Origin of the sequence: Gynuella sp. (genome assembly GCF_050297175.1) — a bacterium.
Lineage (GTDB): Bacteria > Pseudomonadota > Gammaproteobacteria > Pseudomonadales > Natronospirillaceae > Gynuella.
In genome coordinates this window covers 44,366-62,339 of the sequence record NZ_JBNKSF010000045.1, presented here as the reverse complement: position 1 = coordinate 62,339, position 17,974 = coordinate 44,366, and the positions used below count along the sequence as shown (strand labels likewise).

Annotated in this window: 14 protein-coding genes; 2 read left to right on the top strand and 12 right to left on the bottom strand. The window is 44.9% G+C overall.

From position 1 onward, the window contains the following. Nucleotides 1-2: 2 nt before the first annotated feature. From ACQY6I_RS19025 to ACQY6I_RS18985, 9 genes are all read right to left on the bottom strand, one after another. Nucleotides 3-686, bottom strand: coding sequence for a 6-hydroxymethylpterin diphosphokinase MptE-like protein (locus ACQY6I_RS19025; protein WP_428243091.1), 684 nt, complete (start codon nucleotides 684-686; stop codon nucleotides 3-5). Further along, complete coding sequence (locus ACQY6I_RS19020) at nucleotides 687-2,261, bottom strand: hypothetical protein (protein ID WP_428243090.1); 1,575 nt, start codon at nucleotides 2,259-2,261, stop codon at nucleotides 687-689. It lies immediately after the preceding gene. 158 nt (nucleotides 2,262-2,419) lie between these two features. Beyond that, a complete protein-coding gene (locus ACQY6I_RS19015; RefSeq protein ID WP_428243089.1) occupies nucleotides 2,420-3,559 on the bottom strand; it encodes a hypothetical protein in 1,140 nt (379 codons plus the stop codon). Next, nucleotides 3,553-4,794, bottom strand: coding sequence for a hypothetical protein (locus ACQY6I_RS19010; RefSeq protein WP_428243088.1), 1,242 nt, complete (start codon nucleotides 4,792-4,794; stop codon nucleotides 3,553-3,555). Before ACQY6I_RS19010 ends, ACQY6I_RS19015 begins: the two co-directional genes overlap by 7 nt. A gap of 8 nt (nucleotides 4,795-4,802) precedes the next feature. Then, nucleotides 4,803-6,773 (bottom strand): hypothetical protein, encoded by a 1,971-nt coding sequence (locus ACQY6I_RS19005; protein WP_428243087.1) that lies wholly within the window; start codon nucleotides 6,771-6,773, stop codon nucleotides 4,803-4,805. A gap of 96 nt (nucleotides 6,774-6,869) precedes the next feature. Then, entirely contained in the window at nucleotides 6,870-8,537 is a 1,668-nt protein-coding gene (locus ACQY6I_RS19000) for a polysaccharide biosynthesis/export family protein (protein ID WP_428243086.1), read from the bottom strand. 61 nt (nucleotides 8,538-8,598) lie between these two features. Next, nucleotides 8,599-9,684 carry a chain-length determining protein gene (locus ACQY6I_RS18995; RefSeq protein WP_428243085.1) on the bottom strand — a complete coding sequence of 362 codons (1,086 nt, stop codon included), beginning with the start codon at nucleotides 9,682-9,684 and terminating at the stop codon, nucleotides 8,599-8,601. Between the two features lie 32 nt (nucleotides 9,685-9,716). Continuing rightward, on the bottom strand, nucleotides 9,717-10,382 hold the full coding sequence (locus ACQY6I_RS18990) for an ABC transporter ATP-binding protein (RefSeq protein WP_428243084.1): 666 nt from the start codon (nucleotides 10,380-10,382) through the stop codon (nucleotides 9,717-9,719). Next, on the bottom strand, nucleotides 10,379-11,167 hold the full coding sequence (locus tag ACQY6I_RS18985; protein ID WP_428243083.1) for an ABC transporter permease: 789 nt from the start codon (nucleotides 11,165-11,167) through the stop codon (nucleotides 10,379-10,381). The genes ACQY6I_RS18990 and ACQY6I_RS18985 overlap by 4 nt, the downstream gene beginning before the upstream one ends. Nucleotides 11,168-11,535: 368 nt before the next feature. Between ACQY6I_RS18985 and ACQY6I_RS18980 the strand changes: the two genes are divergently transcribed. Next, a complete protein-coding gene (locus ACQY6I_RS18980; protein ID WP_428243082.1) occupies nucleotides 11,536-13,596 on the top strand; it encodes a molybdopterin-dependent oxidoreductase in 2,061 nt (686 codons plus the stop codon). Here the strand turns inward: ACQY6I_RS18980 and ACQY6I_RS18975 are convergent. Further along, nucleotides 13,574-14,131, bottom strand: a complete 558-nt coding sequence (locus tag ACQY6I_RS18975) for a hypothetical protein (RefSeq protein ID WP_428243081.1) — start codon at nucleotides 14,129-14,131, stop codon at nucleotides 13,574-13,576. The two genes, ACQY6I_RS18980 and ACQY6I_RS18975, sit on opposite strands and share 23 nt — an antisense overlap. Nucleotides 14,132-14,377: 246 nt before the next feature. After that, the gene (locus tag ACQY6I_RS18970) at nucleotides 14,378-14,992 is read right to left on the bottom strand and encodes an HAD-IA family hydrolase (protein WP_428243080.1); all 615 of its coding nucleotides are present in this window, start codon (nucleotides 14,990-14,992) and stop codon (nucleotides 14,378-14,380) included. Between the two features lie 139 nt (nucleotides 14,993-15,131). Here ACQY6I_RS18970 and ACQY6I_RS18965 point away from each other — a divergent pair, with 139 nt between their 5' ends. Next, entirely contained in the window at nucleotides 15,132-16,430 is a 1,299-nt protein-coding gene (locus tag ACQY6I_RS18965) for an NAD(P)/FAD-dependent oxidoreductase (RefSeq protein ID WP_428243079.1), read from the top strand. A 49-nt stretch (nucleotides 16,431-16,479) separates the two neighbouring features. On the opposite strand, the gene ACQY6I_RS18960 is transcribed toward ACQY6I_RS18965, so the two are convergent. Continuing rightward, nucleotides 16,480-17,808 carry a hypothetical protein gene (locus ACQY6I_RS18960; RefSeq protein ID WP_428243078.1) on the bottom strand — a complete coding sequence of 443 codons (1,329 nt, stop codon included), beginning with the start codon at nucleotides 17,806-17,808 and terminating at the stop codon, nucleotides 16,480-16,482. Between the last annotated feature and the right edge of the window lie 166 nt (nucleotides 17,809-17,974).

Below are 17,974 nucleotides of genomic sequence, written 5' to 3'. Positions count from 1 at the left end.
GTTTATATTCCGAAATACTCTTTATAGTTAATTTTTTTAAAAACGTTACAAGCACCATCAACAGTAGCGTCATATATAACTCTATTGTCTTTCTCAAATATTTCTTTTGCGTGTTTGTAAGACTTCTCCGAATTATCAAGGTCAGGGTTGTCCCATTTTTGGCCCGAGAAATAGGTGTCACAAAAATGATTGCAATCTTTTCCTAACATTCTATTCGTTTCATTTGCTCGCCCTTCGAATTGAAATCTATGATCCATTCCTATAATTATGATTTCTTTAAAGCCTAAGTGGTAAGCTATCTGTAGTGCCGCATAGGTTACCGTCCAACCTTCACCTATTCCATAAGCTATGTCTGTAGAAAATATGGAGGGTGGGAGTCCTGTGTTAATTAAGTGAGTTAATGAATTTTCTTTAAATATGTCACTGGCTTTAGCGCTAAGAAACTTTCTGCTTGTGAGTTTTTTAATTTCATGTTCAGATTGTCTTAAGACATGACTATTTATTGCTACATAATACTGGGGATAAAACCTGAATTTATTAAATCCTAGGTATATTTTATTTAGACCAATACAGTACTCTCTCTTTAGAAAAGATAAGTTCATGTTGTTAAGAGAGGGACCGTTGCAAACCAAAACACATCTTTCGTCCACGTGTCGATTTTTAAGCGATGCCAAACGACTGTTCACTTATGCGTTCCTTTTAAGAAGTACTGCCCGATTTCTTTGTTCGATTATTGAAAAACCATTTTGTAGCAGGAAAGGAGTGGCTAATGTTCCTTTCGCCACCCAGTTTTTCTGATCATCTTGCCATGTGTCATCCAGGCAGATAAGCCCGTCAGGAGCTAACTTCGTGAGTAAGTGCCTGGCACATATTAAATGCATTTCGTGGCAAGCTATTTCATCTATTCTGCTGCCTAAAAACTTTTGATACCGGCTTTGACGGAGTTCAGAATGCCCACCGTGATCAAAGTCATAAGCATCTAAAAAAATGAAATCGATTTCCTGTTCGTAATTGGCCAGAAAATCTTCACCTTTAGAGGTTAGGGCTTTGGCTCTTAGTTTATGTTTGGAAAAATAGTCGTTGGCTGTTCTTGTGTTGTGTTCATCCATATCAACGGTAATGAAGTCAATGTCATGCGTGTGACAAAGTTTAGCAAATATACCGGTTGAGCCTTGACCGGATACATTTTCTCTTGTTGTGCCTATTTCAATAAGCACGTATTTTTTGTTTTCTTGTTTAATCTGGGAAAAATTTTGTTCGAGATATTTTAATAATAAATCGTGTCCATGCACTTTTGATTCTTGTTTTTTTAAAATAATATTCTTTGCGCTGGACAGTAGTTTTTTTTCCTGTTCGTCGTCTAATTTTTTTCTGTAATTGATCAGAGATAAAGCCAGCCCAATAGCTTCTAGTTCTCTTCCAAGTGATAATAATAAAGATATAATTTCGATTTTTTGATCATATTCTTTCTTCGGAATTTCAGAAAGAAACTCCAATGCGGTATTTGCAAAATGTTGAGCCATCATTAAGTCATTGCGGCTTTTCATTTCTAGCGCCAGATGCAAGCACAAGTTAAACTTGTCACTATGACTGAGTGTGCTGCCTAATAAATATTTATCGACTTCTAATAAAAAGTCATCTGCAGTCAGACAGGTTAAGACAACATTAGAGATGTCTCTATTATCTTTATCTATGCTATTTTTGTGGTTGATACTAGTGTTGTATTTTAAGTTCCTTAGTTCCTCTCTAATATCCAATATTGCTTTGTGTGCGTTTTGTTCAAACTGTTGCGATGATATATAGCTGGGTGTCTTTTCTGAGTTTTTGGATATGATCAAGTCTTCTAACAAATTAATGCTGCGATTCAGCATATTAAGTCTTATCATTTCTTTTATGGTACGAAACTCTAAAAGAGTACCTATTTTTTCTTGGCTTACGGTTAATTCGCAGGCGAGTTTGAAATTTGAAGTCGATTTTTCCTGTTTATTTAAAACAAGAAAAGCCTTACCTACCGTGTGGTACAAGCTGGAGAGTAAGACCTTGCCAAAAACGTGCTTGTCAAATCCATTATCTAAAGCTTTCTTTGCCCACTGTCTTCCGAGATCCAGCTGACCTAGTTGATACAATGCAATTGCTTTTAATGCAATTATTTGTGTTTCGGACGAGTCTATCTTGATAGGTAAGGAGTAAAGATTTTCCCAATCTGCTACTTCCCAATAAGAAATTGCATACTGCAACATATCTGTACCTGTTGTTTCCAATTGATTGCCTAGGCCAGAATGAGAGATGTTCTTTGGATGGCTATAATTTGGCATAAGTTTTTAGTTGTTGGTTGAGGTTGTTGGGGGCAAGGATATGCTAACTCTTTGCTCGTACTCTAATTATATTGTGGTCATACTTTAGTTAATGCAGGGGGCTCTCATTTTATTAGCATTTCTTTTAGGAGTTCTAATTGCGCATCTACTTTTGTGAATTCGTTGTCCAACTGGCTTTGCCGATATTCGAGTTCTTGCTTTTCATTTTCCAGTGAAGAAATATAGTTTTCTTTTTCTGCAAGCTGTTTTTTTAAATCCTGTAGATCCTTCTGAAGAATTTCTATTTGAGCCAGTTGTTTCAAATGCTCTTTATTTTCAGTATCCAGTTGATGGATACGGTTATCCTGTTCTGTGACTTGTTTTTTAAGTAAAAGATTTTCTTCCATCACAGATTCATGGTTTTTGGCTTGTTTTTCCAGTAAAGCAGTATTCGATTCAAGAGCTTCATTTTTTTGTTGTGCAGCTTGCAGTTCGCTCTTGAGTTGTTGAGAGTGTACTTGCTGCTCTTCTAACTTTTGTATTTGTTGTTCAACCGTGTTTTGTACCGATTTATGGTTGTCCTGAAGGTCTTTTATTTTTGTTCGCAGTTCTTCGTTTTCCTGCTGAGATAGCTGCAGATTCTCTTTCAGCTGAAGCAGTTGTGGGATTAACGTATTTTGTCTAAACAGTGTCAGGTGTTTTCCGAGGTCTGAGCTTTTGTCCTCTTCTGTGGAAAGACAGTCAAACCCGTTCTGTTCCAAAATCTCTAATAATTGAGAATGAGGTCTTTGGTCATCAAATAGTTCTGTGTCGTAGCTGACGAGAACAATAACACTAAAGTTTTTTAACGCTTGAGTATCGATCAGGTTTTTCAGAATGGAGTGTTCTTCTCCCAGCATGTCGACAATCAGACCGTTTTTCTCTTCTGCGTTAAGCGTAATTTTTTTTATGAAGTCAGAAGCGCTAACAGGTTGCACACTGCGCATCTGTTCAACTTTTAACCCAGGATACAGTGTCAGCATCTGGTTTGCTGGCCGGAGAGTGTGCATGTGCTTTAAGTTAAACTGATACTGAGTGATTTCGTTATTGTGGTCACTGATCCATTGCTCGTGGTAAGTGATATGGTTACCTACGGGCCGTTGTTTGAGCTCAGGTGCGGCCAGCAAGATCTGGATATTGCTATCAAGCAGTTCGTCCAGACGCCCAAAAAGTACATCTGCTCCTATGGCGACCACTTTATTACATTGTTTGATCAGTTCTAACATGATGTGCACTCAGTCATAGAATGATAGGTGTTGTTCAGCCACGTCCAGAATGGCGTTTCCAGTTCTTGTTTGTAACTGTTTTCTGGTATCTGCGCTGTCTTATGTCTCTGGCTCTTTACCTTATGGATGTCGTCAATAGTTGTCCAGCATAGTCCTAAACGATCAGCTTCGCGGTTTAGCCAGGAATGCCCGTTTAAAGCTATTGGTAACCGATAGGACGCGGAGAGCCATAATGTTCCCGAAGTTTTTTCTGCATATACAGTCGGATCGTAGTCCATCACGAGCAAAGATGCATGTGCCAGTGCTTTATGAAGTTCTTGTTGGTTCCAGAAATGCGGTATCAGCTCAATTTTGGGATGCTGGGCGGCCATGTTTTGTAGCTCTTGCTGGCACTGTTTAAAAACTGGAGCAGCCGGTAACTTACCTGAATACTGAATAATAATAGAGGTGTCCACTTTTGGGAGCAGTTGTTTCAGACGATTTGGTAAGTTGAGGAATCCCTTCTCTGCCTTGATATCTCCCATATATAAGATGATAGGGGATGTATCTGTTGATCTATCTGCTTTTTTGGGAGTCTTTCCATTATCGTTGGCTCCGGCAAAAATATTTGGGTGTAGTTTTAAGTCTTTTGCCGGCGCCAAAAGTTGATTGTAGCTGTTTAGATATTCAGCATTGCTGGTTTGAAGGCTGACGGATTTCAGTTTGGCTAGTCTTTTGAGAGCTGCTTTAAATTGCATTTTTATCAGTGGATGTGTGGTGTGCCCCAGGTGATTGATTCCACAATGAAACATAAGCAAGAGTACATGGTGACCTAATGAACTACATTTTCTTTCAACCAGATAAGTGAGTGCCAGGTTGATGGCTTGACAGTGATCCCAGTTCATTGTGTGGTACAAATAGAGACTTTGGCTATTACGGTTCTGAATAATACTGATGTATTGTTTTGCCAGCTCTCTAACGAAAGTGCTTTTTTCTGTACTGCTTGAATAAGGCTTGTTGAGGTTGTGGTAAAAGTCCACCTTGAAATGTGGAGCAACCCTGAAACCTTGTTGTGTCAGCTTTGTCGCAGTTTGCTCATTAATGTCATGATGACATACGATTATGACGCTCTTTTGTTCAGGTAGGGAGGGGAGTGTTTGTCCCAAAGCCTCAATAAAACCGGCGTGATGGCCCTCGCAGATACCCAGCGCAGGGTCCATAATCACAAGGTCGAGAGTCTGCGAGATCCTGTTCATCGGTTTCTCTAGTAGCTGTGCATGATCTGGCGTCCTTCAGCCTGGCCTGAAGTGACATAGTGAAGTAGAGGATTCATGCCGGCCTCTCGAACATCTGGATAAGTATCGAGATACCAACGGCTGTTAAACTTGGGGCTTGGGTCCCGGCCTTCGGCAAAACCGAATTTAATAAAGTGTACCAGCGGATTCATTCCGCTTTCTGCAACATCAGGGTATCGGTTGAGATACCACTCAATATCAAACAAAGGATGAGGTGACATATCCAGTTTGGCGCCCTGGCTCAAAAAATGGAGCAATGGATTCATGTTCAGCGACTCAAGCTCGTTGGCCTTTAAGTAGTAGGTGGGGTCAAAGAGAGGGTGTGGCGATAAGCCTTTTTTCCATCCTTTGTGCAAATAATGGGAAAGAGGACGCATATGTTTGCCTGCAGTTTTACGATACCAGTCAGCATGGAACAGGATGCGTAAATGGTTTTTATTGACCTTTTTTCCCGTCTTGTCAGGTATATTTGTGCTATTGCTTACTACCTGTTTCTTTTTAAGCGTGCGAATCTGTTTTTCTTTCGCTTCATTATCTAAAAAGTAATGTTCCAGTTCTTCTTGTAACTGAGCGACCTGTAGTAATAATAATTCATTTTCACTTTCCAGTTCGGTAACCGGCGAAGTATCAGCACGTGGGTTATTCTTTAGTGTGTCGATTTCTGTTTGCAGCTGTTTAATCTGTTGATCTTTCTGCTGTAGACTACTCTGGCTCTCCTTGGCTTGTTCTCCTTGGGACTTGGCTTCCAGAAATGTTTGCTCAAGCTCTTCCTGGAGTTGTTGTACCTGAAGCGTCAGCAGCTGATTTTCACTGTCATATTCTTTGTTTTGCTGATCAATTTCGGCCAGATTATGTTCCAGTTTATCGATTTTTTGCTGTAATTCCGGAATTCTGGACTGTTCCGCCAAAAGTTTTTGGTTGCTGGATTTCTCTTGTTCCAATTGTTGCGTAATACTTTCCAGCTGAGCCAGTTCTTCCTGTAATTGCTGTATCTGAAGTATCAGCAGCTGATTTTCACTGTTATATTCTTTGTTCTGTTGATCACTTTCGGCCAGTTGATATTCCAATCTATTGATTGCCTGTTGTAATTCCGGAATTCGGGATTGTTCCGTCAACAGCTTTTGGTTGCTGGATTTTTCATGCTCCAATTGCTGAGTAAGATTTTCCAGGTGAGCCAGCGTTTCGTTATATTTGAGTTCCCAGGTGGTTCTTATATTTTCAAGTTGCTGCTGGTGTTGATGAATCTGGTTCAGTAACTCATTTTGGTGACGGTTTTGATGCTCGATTTGTTTGAGTGCTGTCACTGCATCTGCAAGTCCAAATTCTTTCGAATCCGACTGCATGCTGGAGCAAGCCTGCAGTTCACCAAATACATCGTATACATCGGCATGGTGTTTGGTGATCAGCGTTGCTACCAGGTAATTGTTCATTGGGCGGGAGGCTTTGTTATCTATAGTCAATCCTGGTATATCCAGATCTCCTGTTTCGACGCCATGCTGCTGTAAACAGGTCGCGAAGCTGTTTATATCTTGTCTGGCCGCTTCAAGGTCGATTACCAGACAGTTTTTTCTGTTTCGTTTGAAGAAGCCCGTCAGGCATCTGGCGCTTCCCATCCAGTCCGACAAAAACTGATAGCTATTACCCTGTTGGGTAATGGCGTTCATTAAGCCTATGGCTGGCGATTGGTATAACAGGATAAACAGGCTATTGGTATCACTAAGCCCTTCCAGCATTAATGCATCCCGATAAAAATCAAAGTCGGTATCATATGCCAGGAGTTCATGTTGTTCCGAGCCATTCTGGGAGTTAACCCTGGATATAGACTCATGCTCTATTGATTGTTGCGAGGAGCTTTGTGTTAAGTTTTTAAGCTGTTTTAGCAGTGGCAATAATATGTGCCATTCACAACCATGAGTACTGGAGATAATGATTTTTTGCATAAATCCTGTTGCCTGATTATGTGTTGCCAGTAAAGGAACGAGCACACACCTTGTGACGCTCCCTCGATCTTTGTCAATTGTAACGGTGTTATTGTCCTATATGGTTAGAGCAACTTTGGCGCTAACAGCAATTTGATAAAGAATCTGTGTCATATCTTTAAGTATTTGCCGTGATTTGACGCTGATTTTTGGCAGTACCAATATTTCATCGCCTGCAGCAACCTGAATGTTTTTGTTGCTGCTAAATAATCCGCGTTTGCCGTTTACTTCGGTGAAGCTGCCATTACGATGCGCTACAACAATACGAGCGGTGTTGGCGTTCTGGGTATAGCCTCCAGCACTTTTTATGTAATCTTTGAGTTTGTATTTCTCATTGAAGGCTATCGCATTTGGAAATAATACTTCTCCACTGATCAGAACTAAACCATCTTTAGTTGGCACCTTAATGACATCTCCGTTTTCCAGCAATAGATCATTATGTCTATCTGAATCGGCGATGACCACCTGACCTTTAGGCTCTATTTTTCGGGCTCTGTCTACCCATTGAAGCAAAAGTGATGCTTCCTCTTTGCGTAGAATGGCTTCGTCACTGGTACCGGAGCGAGCCGTTAATGCAGCGCTTTCGAGGCTTTTTAACGAGGTTTCCAGCATCTGTTTTTGGCGATCCTTCACACTGTGGCGAAATAGCTGCAGGTTGTCTTTATCCGATCGGTCTGAATACCGTATCTGGCTCAACAAATCACCCAGCTTGGCACCATTGGGGAGTACATATTCCTGCGAACTTTCGTGTTCTCCTTCCACTCTTACGGTAATCGTGCCAATTTTTTTATCAGCGGTAAATTCCAATTCATCCCCATTTTTGAGCATGACTTTGGATGCATCGCTCAAGGGGTAGTAATCGACATTACGAATGGTACCGGTATTGCGGATAATGCGTACATGGGTAGCTTCGGCATTGGGTTTCGCTATTTTGATCAGATCAGCGACTGAACGGGTCTTGTCTGAAAACTCAAAGCGTTTCGCATTTTCGGTAAGTCCGCTGATTTTGACGGTATTTTGCCGTGGTCCTACAAATATCACGTCACTGTCACCCAGTTGGATAACCGGCATGGTGCCATTCAACAGGAAATTATAAAGGTTGACGGTCGCTCGGGTTTGTTGACCCCGTTTGACTTCAACATCCAGAAACGACCCCCGTTCCGTATCGATGCCACCGGCCTGGTCCAGGTAATGTAATAGGCTATCCATACTGGTGCCGCTGTACAATCCAGGACGGTTTACAAAGCCACTGACAAATACTCTAACCGGCTGTGCCGCAGCCAGGCTGGCATAAATATAGACATTGGCTTTGAATACTTTGGTGATAGACGATTCCACTAATTGCTGCAGATCTTTATTGCGGATACCTACAACACTGATCGGACCCGCATTGGGAATGAATATATTGCCCTGTGGGTCAACAGTCAGCAGATCGCCGTATTCGAAAGCTCCCCAGAGCCGTACCTGAATTTTATCGCCAATGGCGATGGCATAATCCGGATTGAACTGAGTGGCCCCCTGACGGGCGAAGGAACCGGTAAACAGGTTAGAGCCAAACACGTCCGAGGCGATATTGTTTGAATAGTCAAAATATTGTGGTGATTGGGGCTTAATGGTAGGGCCATCCAAACCATTTTTTATGTTGTTGTAAGATGATCCGGGCAGCTGTTGTGAGTCTGAACCATTCGGAATTGGCTGTGGTATCGATTGTTGTGCGGCTGCCATGCACGATATCAAGATAAGTAAAGAGATAAAACTTGCTTTAATAAACGACAAAGGCATGTACTCAATCCTTATGGTCTTTAACAATGGCGATCAGCAATTGAATCACTCCGGCCAACATGAAGGTTAACAAAATAAATACGGTCGCATTATACAGCCGTCTGGGCTCAAGCGGGTATTCCGGGAGCGTGGGTGTTTGGATGATGGAAACTTTTTGTATGGTGCGGGTTGCTTCTACCCGGCCTTTTTCCAGTGCCAGTAACGCTGACTTATAAATGTCTTGGGCGAATCCAGCTTGCAGTTGCAGTCGCTGAAACTCTTCAACGGTGAGGTTCAGAGTATTGCCATCTGGGGCGGTCAATTTTGCCTGTTCCTGCTCGATTTGTTTATCTATGGCCGCAATTTGCTGGGTGATCTTGGCAACATTCGGGTGACTTGGCACCAAATAAGCTTCAAGAGCCTGGCGCTCAGTTTCCAGTTCGGCTTTCTGACCTTGTAGTGAACCGATAATGGCGGAAATGTTTTCGGCAGTAGCCTCAGGTGAAATCAGCCCTTTTTCATTTTGAAAATCCAGTACCGCTTGTCTGGCCTGTTGGGCTTGTTGGTACATTTCGGTTACCTGGGTTTCCAGAAAGCTGACCTGGTTTTGTGCAAGGTCATGAGCCAACTGATTCATATGAATTTCCCCTTCATGTACCAGAAAATTGGTGATGGCCTGAGCCGTTTGGGGATCAAAAGCCTGTGATTGAATCACTAACAGACCAGAGTATTCATCCAGTTCAATACTGACCCGGGAAAGGTAATATTGATGAAATTCTTCGATAGAGGTGTCTTTCTGTTGCAATCGTGAGAGTCTATCCCAGCGGGGATCACTGTAGTGGGCTCGTATATGCAGTGCTTTATCGAGTTTTTTTAGTATATCAATCGAAAGCAGGTATTCCCGCATTAAGAGTTGTTCACTCCTGTTGGCACCGCTACTGGCCCCTAGCAGGCTGGAGAAGTTAAATGATTGGCCGCTGGAAAGGTCAGTACGTTGAATAATAATTTGAGCTGTTGATACGTAACGATCAGAAGCGATTGCCAGCCAGTAAATTGTACTGAGTATGCATATAATCAGTGCTATAGATATTGTTTTATTGCGTTTTAACATTCGTGTGAACAGATGTTTTGAATGGTTTGTTGTCATAGTTGGTAGCTGTTTTTATAGGCGTACAGGGCATCATCAATATTATCGAACCAGAGGGCTTTGCCTTGATGGAGCCATACTCCAGCGGTACAGAATTGTTTGAGTGTTCCCTCTCCATGGGAAACCATAATGATGCTGGCATGATCTGCTATGCGTTTGAATGCATCGGCAGCCTTTTGTCGAAAGGCTGCATCTCCGGCAGCAGTTACTTCATCAGAAATATAAACATCGAAATCAAACGCCATGGAGAGGGCAAATTGCAGGCGTGATTTCATCCCGGATGAATAAGTTTTAACGGGTCTTTCAAAGGCTTTTCCTATTTCAGCAAAATCCTGAACGAACTGGATTTTTTCCGGAATATCGTCATTGTGGCCGTGGATGCGACAAACAAACTTAGTGTTCTGTCTGCCAGTCAATGAGCCTTGCAGTCCACCACCATAGCCCATGGGCCATGAGACTCTGCAATGGCGTTCAATATTGCCTCTGTTGGGTTCGTCTACCCCGCCAATCATTCGCAGCAACGTTGATTTTCCTGCACCATTATGGCCAATCAGGCCCACATTAAGTTTGGGAGGGATAGTCAGACTAACTCCTTGCAATATCCATGGACCAGGGCCTGACGGAGTTTGATATCGCTTGTGAACGTTTTCAACGATAATCATTGCATCATCATCCTCAGAGCAAAGCGTCGATGCAACGCAAGTCCAAAAAACATCGACACCAGAGCACATTTAAACAGAAAGCTCTCGTCCAACTCTGGAAATGTATGATAGTAACCGGCGAAACCTAACCTGGCCGACTCAATGCCATGAACCACGGGGTTGAATAACAGCCAGTCGCGATAGGGCTGTGGAATTGATGTCAGTGGAATCATCACGCCCGAGATCCACATAAGAGGCATAGTGATTAAGTTTATAATTTTTCCAATTTCGGGAATCAGTTCCGTGGCAACAGATGTCATTAAACCTAGCCCGGTACCAAGCAACCACAAACCCCAGAGCGCTCCGATAAGTCTGAGTGGATCAGTCGGTTGAACTTCTTTGCCCAATAATGCTAATCCGGATAAGAGGATGATAATGACAAATAACATAATGATGCCTTCGAGCGCAGCACGGACCAATACTGTGTCGATGGGTTTTACCTGGCGATACACAAAAAGTGATTTATTGGCATCAATGGCATTAGTCAGTTGGCCCCATGTGCGTTTAAACATAAAAAACGCCAACATCCCCATCATGAGCCATATAGCCGTATCAATCCCTCCAACATGCCTGACTCGAACAACCGAAAAAATAAACGTCATGTAAACCACATGAAACGCCGGCTCCAGCAGCAGCCAAAACCATTGTGCCCTACCGGATAACAATCGCGTTAATGCTTCACGTAGGAACAGTGCTTTCCAAACCGACCATGTGACTTGTAGTGGAGTGCGGGTGGATGTAGACATATCAACAGAACCTGCGGATCAGTGACCGGCAAGTGATGGCATCAGTGTAATCGGTTGTGTAATAGTTAAACAGTTTCGTTATTCCGATAATCATTCGACAGCCCAAATAAAGAAATGCTTACTGGCATCTGATGCTGGTGACAATATGTAAAAATAATTGAGGCGGGATCATAACACTTGTCTCTTTGGGGTCACAAGAAAGTGTCTGAGATGGATCTTCTAAAGCATTGAATTTTTTCAGAATTTGTTCTGTTGAGTTCTATCATGCCAGTAATCCTGACTATTACGAACAGGAACTGTTTACACTTGCAATTGTTTAGCGGGTCTGTTGTAAACTTCAGCGTCCCGTAGAGAAAGAGCCTCATCAAATGACCCAAGAAACTGTCTACTCCGTTTGCCCTCACGATTGTCCCAGTGTTTGTGCTCTGGAAGTCGAACGTATTGATGGCCATCGCATTGGCAAAGTAAAAGGTTCTAAAGATCTGCCATATACCGGTGGGGTGATTTGCGGCAAGGTGGCCCGCTATCAGGAGCGGATGTATCACCCGGAGCGATTATTACATCCTCTCAGACGGGTTGGCCCAAAAGGCAGTGGTCAGTTTGAGCGAATATCCTGGGATGAGGCGCTGGATACTGTGGCTGAAGCTTTTACCAGGGTGGAACAGCAGTATGGTGCAGAGGCTGTATGGCCTTATTTTTATGCCGGGACGATGGGATTGCTGATGCGCAAGGGGATTAACCGTCTGCGCCATGCCAAGGGCTATTCCAATATGGCCGGCACGATATGTGTCGGTTTGTCTAATCCAGGTTGGCAGGCCGGAGCCGGTGGTTTTAATGGCGTTGATGCACGCGAAATGGCGAAGTCTGAAGTCATTGTGATATGGGGAGCCAATGTGGTTTCCACGCAGGTGCATGTGATGAGTCATGCGCTGGAGGGTATGCGTAATGGTGCCAAGTTAGTGGTGGTGGACCCTTATTTTAATAAAACCGCCCAGCGTGCGGATGTACATTTGGCGCTCCGTCCGGGTACGGATGGCGCGCTGGCCTGTGCGGTTATGCATGTCTTGTTTCGGGATGGGTATGCCGATTGGGACTATCTGAAGCGTTATACCGATGAACCGGAGGCACTGGAGCAGCATTTGCGGGATAAAACACCGGTCTGGGCTGCCGCCATTACGGGATTGACCGTTGAGGCGATAGAAGCATTCGCACATTTATATGGTGGTACAAAAAAATCGTATTTGCGCTTGGGCTATGGTTTTTCGCGCTCCCGCAACGGCGCGGTCAATATGCATGCTGTGTCCTGCCTGCCAGCAGTCACCGGTGCCTGGGCCGTGGAGGGCGGTGGTGCGCTGTTTTCGGTCAGTGCTCTGGCTAAGGTGGACATGCAACTGATTGAAGCTAAAGAGCTGAAACAGCCAGGAATCAGAACGCTCGATATGTCTCGTATTGGCGATATTCTTACCGGTGATAGTGAGGCTCTCTGTGGTGGTCCTCCGGTCATGGCCATGTTGATTCAGAATACCAACCCAGTGGTCGTGGCTCCCGAATCGGCCAAAGTCCGGGCGGGTTTTGGTCGTGAAGATTTGTTTGTCTGCGTACATGAGCAGTTTATGACTGAAACTGCGCAGATGGCTGACATTGTCTTACCTGCCACAATGTTTCTGGAGCATGATGATATTTATAATCCTGGCGGCCATGCGGTTTTGCAGGTGGCCCGACAGGTGGTGCCGGCAGCGGGTGAGTGTCGTTCCAATCATGAGGTGATCAGTGCTCTTGGACTGCGCCTGGGAGTGAAGCACCGCAGTTTTGATATGAATGCCTGGGATATTCTGGATGAATCATTAAAAGCATCCGGTTACCCAAGTGCACAGGAAATTCATGATCAGCGGGGTTTGGACGTGAGCACCCCATTTGCGGAATCACATTTTTTGAATGGCTTTCTCCATGCTGATGGCAAGTTCCATTTTCGTGCGGACTGGGCATCGTTAGGCGCAAAGGCACCGGGTATGTCGGATTTGCCTGATCACTGGGCGGTGACAGATGAGACCTCAGAGCAGTATCCTTTCAGATTAGTAACGGCGCCAGCACAAAACTTTCTTAATTCCAGTTTCAATGAAATAGCCTCTTCTCGTAAAAAAGAGCAGCAGCCAAAAGCCCGGATTCATGTCGATGTGCTGAACCGTATGGGGGTGGCTGATGGAGCGCGTGTCCGTATTGGTAATGCTCAAGGATCAGTGTTGCTGGTAGCGGAGGCGGCGACCGGACAACATGCTGACACCGTGGTTGTTGAAGGACTTTGGCCGGATGAATCATTTATCGAGGGGCAGGGGATCAATCTGCTGACCTCGTCAGAGCCCGGGTATCCGGCTGGCGGCGCTGCGTTCCATGACACCAGTATCTGGCTCAGGCCGGACTCCGGTTATTAAGATAGTCAAGTGCCTGGCGTGCCCGTTCGAACTCCTGGCCGTTGTCCTCTGTGACGGAAATAAATGGCTTTTTCGGCAGTTTGGGTTCGCCAAAATGGATGCGGTCCCAATCATGCCAGGTCAGTCCATGACTACCGCTGTGCGCATAGTCAAAACGATCATCATAGCGATAGCTGTTTAATGTGTCCTGAGTCACTTCCGCTACTCCCAAAGCCTCAGTTCTACCGAGTTGAGTGGCGGCCCCAGCCTCAAGGGCAATCACCAGATCACCCGCTTTGATGGATAGAAAATTCATAAATGCCTGCGGCACCTGATCCAGCTCCCGATAATCCTTGCGCCATTTTGGATTCTGGCCGAAGACCACGTCACCTTTGACCTGGATATAGGTTTTCAGTTGCCGTTCCCAGCCATTGCGAACCCGGATATATCGGTCCAGAGAGCCTAAATCTTTCCAGTAAATTGCCAGACAGCCACGTTGCTTGAGTTGGGTGTAGCTGCACTCAGGGCGATGGGTCATCAACCACCAGAGTTTCATACCTAAATACCTTCATTAATGCATTTTTGTTGTTGTTTTATAAGGACGCAGGTAATGCCGACAATGAATATCGGTTTATATGATGCGTCAAGCATCACCTTACCTTCAGGTCAATTGCTGGTGCAAGTCAGAAATGACGGAATAAAGTGCTACTTAAGGAGTAGGAACCGGGAGAGAATGGTTGTTTCGGGCAAAACCGTATCCTCGCTCTGATACGGCAAAAGTTCCATGTTCGGCTTGTCGGTTTCAGTCGAGAAAATATTCGTTTACATAACCAAAATGTTCGTGTACGTCATAGGCGGTCATATTAGCCGCTCTTGCTGCCTGGAGGCCCAGTTCTGCATCCTCAAAAACTGCACATTTTTCAGGAGTCGCCCCAGTCAGTTCAGCGCCCCGTAAAAAAACGTCCGGTGCTGGTTTGGGATTAGCAACCTGGTCGGCACCTACAATGGCATTAAACAGGTGATCAAGGCCGCATATTGTTAGTATCGCTTTTGCCTCCTCCGTGTAGGCACCGGTGCCTACAGCCATGGGCTTTTTGCCGTAAAAGTAGCGTGCAATATCGGCGATTGGTGTCGGCTTGACGTAATCGTGCATGAGGGATTTGGCAATGGTTTCTTTGAAATCATTCATTTCAGTGACACTAACGCGAAGTGGTGTATTGGTCTTCTGAGCAATGATTTCCAGAGTTTCTTTGGTGGGAACGCCGCACAAAGCCCGCATCATCGGTTTTATGATTGGTAATCCGAATGCTTTGAGGGTACGGGTCCAGGCTTCTTCGTGCAGTGGCCCGCTTTCAACCAGGGTGCCGTCCATATCGAAGATCAGGGCGTCATAGGTTTGGAAAAGATCAAAATTCACAGTGACAGTTTTCTCTATGGGAAAGGAATAAACATCGCAGCTGATCAGCTGCGATGAAGTCAGAAATGTAACATGCTGCTTGCAAGTGGCATAGAGCTGTGTCAAAAATTTCCGGCAAATCTATACAGCAGGTTTTTATATGTATCTGAATCCTTCCATACACAGTGATCAACATCCTGATTCTTATTATTTTGCCACCCTACGCTATCCCCAGAACTATTCATTGCTGCGACACTCTATTGATGTTGACACCTGTGTGATCGGAGCCGGTTTCAGTGGTATCAATACCGCAATTGAACTGGCGGACAGAGGCAGGTCGGTTGCTGTACTGGAGGCGAGGAAAGTTGGCTGGGGAGCTTCGGGCCGTAATGGCGGACAGGTTCTAAGAGGAATTGGTCATGATCTGGAGCAGTTTCGTAACCAGATCGGTGAACAGGGTGTGGACACGATTGCCAGAATGGGTCTGGAAGCCGTAGACGTAGTATTGGACCGTATTCAGCGTTTCGGTATTGACTGCGATGTTCAGCGGGGGAGTTGTGATCTTGCGACCAAGCCTCGTCACATGAAAGATTTCAGCGAGGACTATGAATGGCTGAAGTCAGTCGGTTACCGGTATGACATGGAGTTGATCCCGGCGGATAGAATTCGCGAGGTGGTCGGTACGGATGCTTATATTGGCGGTTTGCTGGATCGGGGCGGAGTGCATTTACATCCGCTGAATCTGATTGCCGGAGAGGCAGCCGCAGCCGCAGCCGCAGGGGTGCAGATATTTGAGGATAGTCCCGTCATTCGCATCGAGGAAGGTGAACGGGTCAGAATCTACACAGAAAAAGGTTTGGTGAATGCCAGTCAATTGGTAATTTGTGCCAATGGCTATGTGACTGGGTTGCATCCAGAGTTGGACTCAAGAGTGCTGCCGACTGGCACGTATATCGTCGCGACCGAGCCTCTGAGTGATGAGCAGTGCAAGCGCATTCTGCCGCAAAACACGGCAGTCTGTGATCAGAATGTTGCCCTGGACTACTATCGTTTAAGTGCAGACAACAGGTTGTTGTTTGGCGGCCGCTGCACCTATTCCGGGCGTGACCCCAAGTCGATTAAGGCCATTATTCAGCCCCGTATGGTGCGTTTGTTTCCGTGGCTGAAGGATGTAAAGATTGATTACGAATGGGGGGGGATGCTTGGGATCGGTGCTAACCGTTTACCGCAGATAGGGCGTTTGCGCCCTAATATTTATTATGCTCAGGCTTATGCCGGTCATGGGGTTGCCGCCACTCACATTGCAGCCCAGTTGGTGGCTGAATGTATTTGTCTTGAAAGCAACCGGATCGAAGTATTTGAACGAATTCGGCATATGAAATTTCCCGGTGGACCGTTATTGCGCTCGCCCCTGTTGGCTCTGGGGATGATGTATTACCGGTTTATGGACTTATTTTAGCGAGGATAACCGGCAGGCTTAAAAGCCTGCCGGTAGAGGGAGAATCTGCTCAGAATGTGTCCCCGGCAGACAGGATTTCGTCGTCTATGATGACACGGCCGTCAACAGCTTTGTAGGCTTTTAACTTACCTGAGACAACCCGGTTCGTCCGGCCGGCCTCAAACTCGCTTGTAAAAGACTTTTGTAAGATGGTACCGCCCGTGACGGCATATTCCAGATTGAGATTACCGTCGCTTATGCCGTTGCTAACAGGCTCGTCGTAAGCGTTCATGTCGTCACCGTAGAAGCTCCAGGCAGTGTTGTCATCAATGCTGATTTGATAAATGTTGCCATAAAATGGATCGTTGATTTTCTGGAATATACCGTTGAACGGGGTCAGGCTTGTTTCCAGGAAGGTTAGCCTTCTGTCCCTCAAATATATGTCCAACTTATTAATCGAGCTGTTGTTAATCGCAAGGGAGTTATTGGTGTTGTCCAGGGTAAGATCGAGATGAATATCATCGCCGAATAAGGACCCCCGCCACTCCTCGCCAAGTGAACCATCGTAGTAGAAGAGAGATGTGATTTCGTCATTCAGCTGTATACTCAGTTTTAGCTGCCCAGACTGCTCATCGGTTTCAATCGTTAAAAGCTGATCACTCTGGGGAAGCCTCAGGTCATTACCGTTATTGTAGAAATGGATCGCTTCAGGGGTGGCTAAGCTTATTTTGATGTGACCACTATTCGCTGTGGTAACAGAATAGCTCGCCTTACCTTCCAGACTATCGGGCAGAGAGCTCCGGTCATATCCAAGCTGTGCCAGCAGGTTGATGGATTCTTCAAGATCAACTGTAATGCTGAAATGATCAGAGTTGGCACCATATTCGAGTTCGAGTATAGGGTCGCCATCATATTTGAATATTAGCGAGCCATCTGTACTGGAAATATAGTTGGCAGTGATGGCGTAATGGTTCAGGGCGCTGATACATTCATTTCTCACACTGGCGTCGGCACAGGCGTTGTCAGTGTTAAAGGTCAGTAAGTACTGATTGTCGCTCAGGTGTTGCATATCGAGCATGTTGGCAAGCACTTCTCCGGTTTTGCGGATGTCAGAGTCGCTCCAGCCTTCCAGATAAATATGCACATTATGAAGCTTATCTTCCAAGGCGGAACTGTAAAAATTACTCAGCAATTCGTTGTAGTATATTGAATCTAATACGTAATTAGCGGCTTCTCCCTGGGATAAAAAAAACTGGTTAAACTGTTTCAGAAATGGGGTCAGTACTTCTTCTTTGGTTCTTGACTGCTGGGTACTGCCTTTAGAGTCATTACCACCACTATTACAGGCAGACAGGGCAAGGGCTGCCCATACCAGCAGAGTGTATTTGACGAGTTTCATTGTATGCTTCCTTATTTTAAATAAGAGCTGTTATTGGTCATCAGCAACCCATTCCATTAGGAGAATAGAGATTTGCCTGGAGGAAAATGTAACTGCGAATAGTAGCAGTTCCAATTATGTCAGCAAACCGTCAGTAAACAAAAGTAAGTAATGTTGAGCTGTTGTG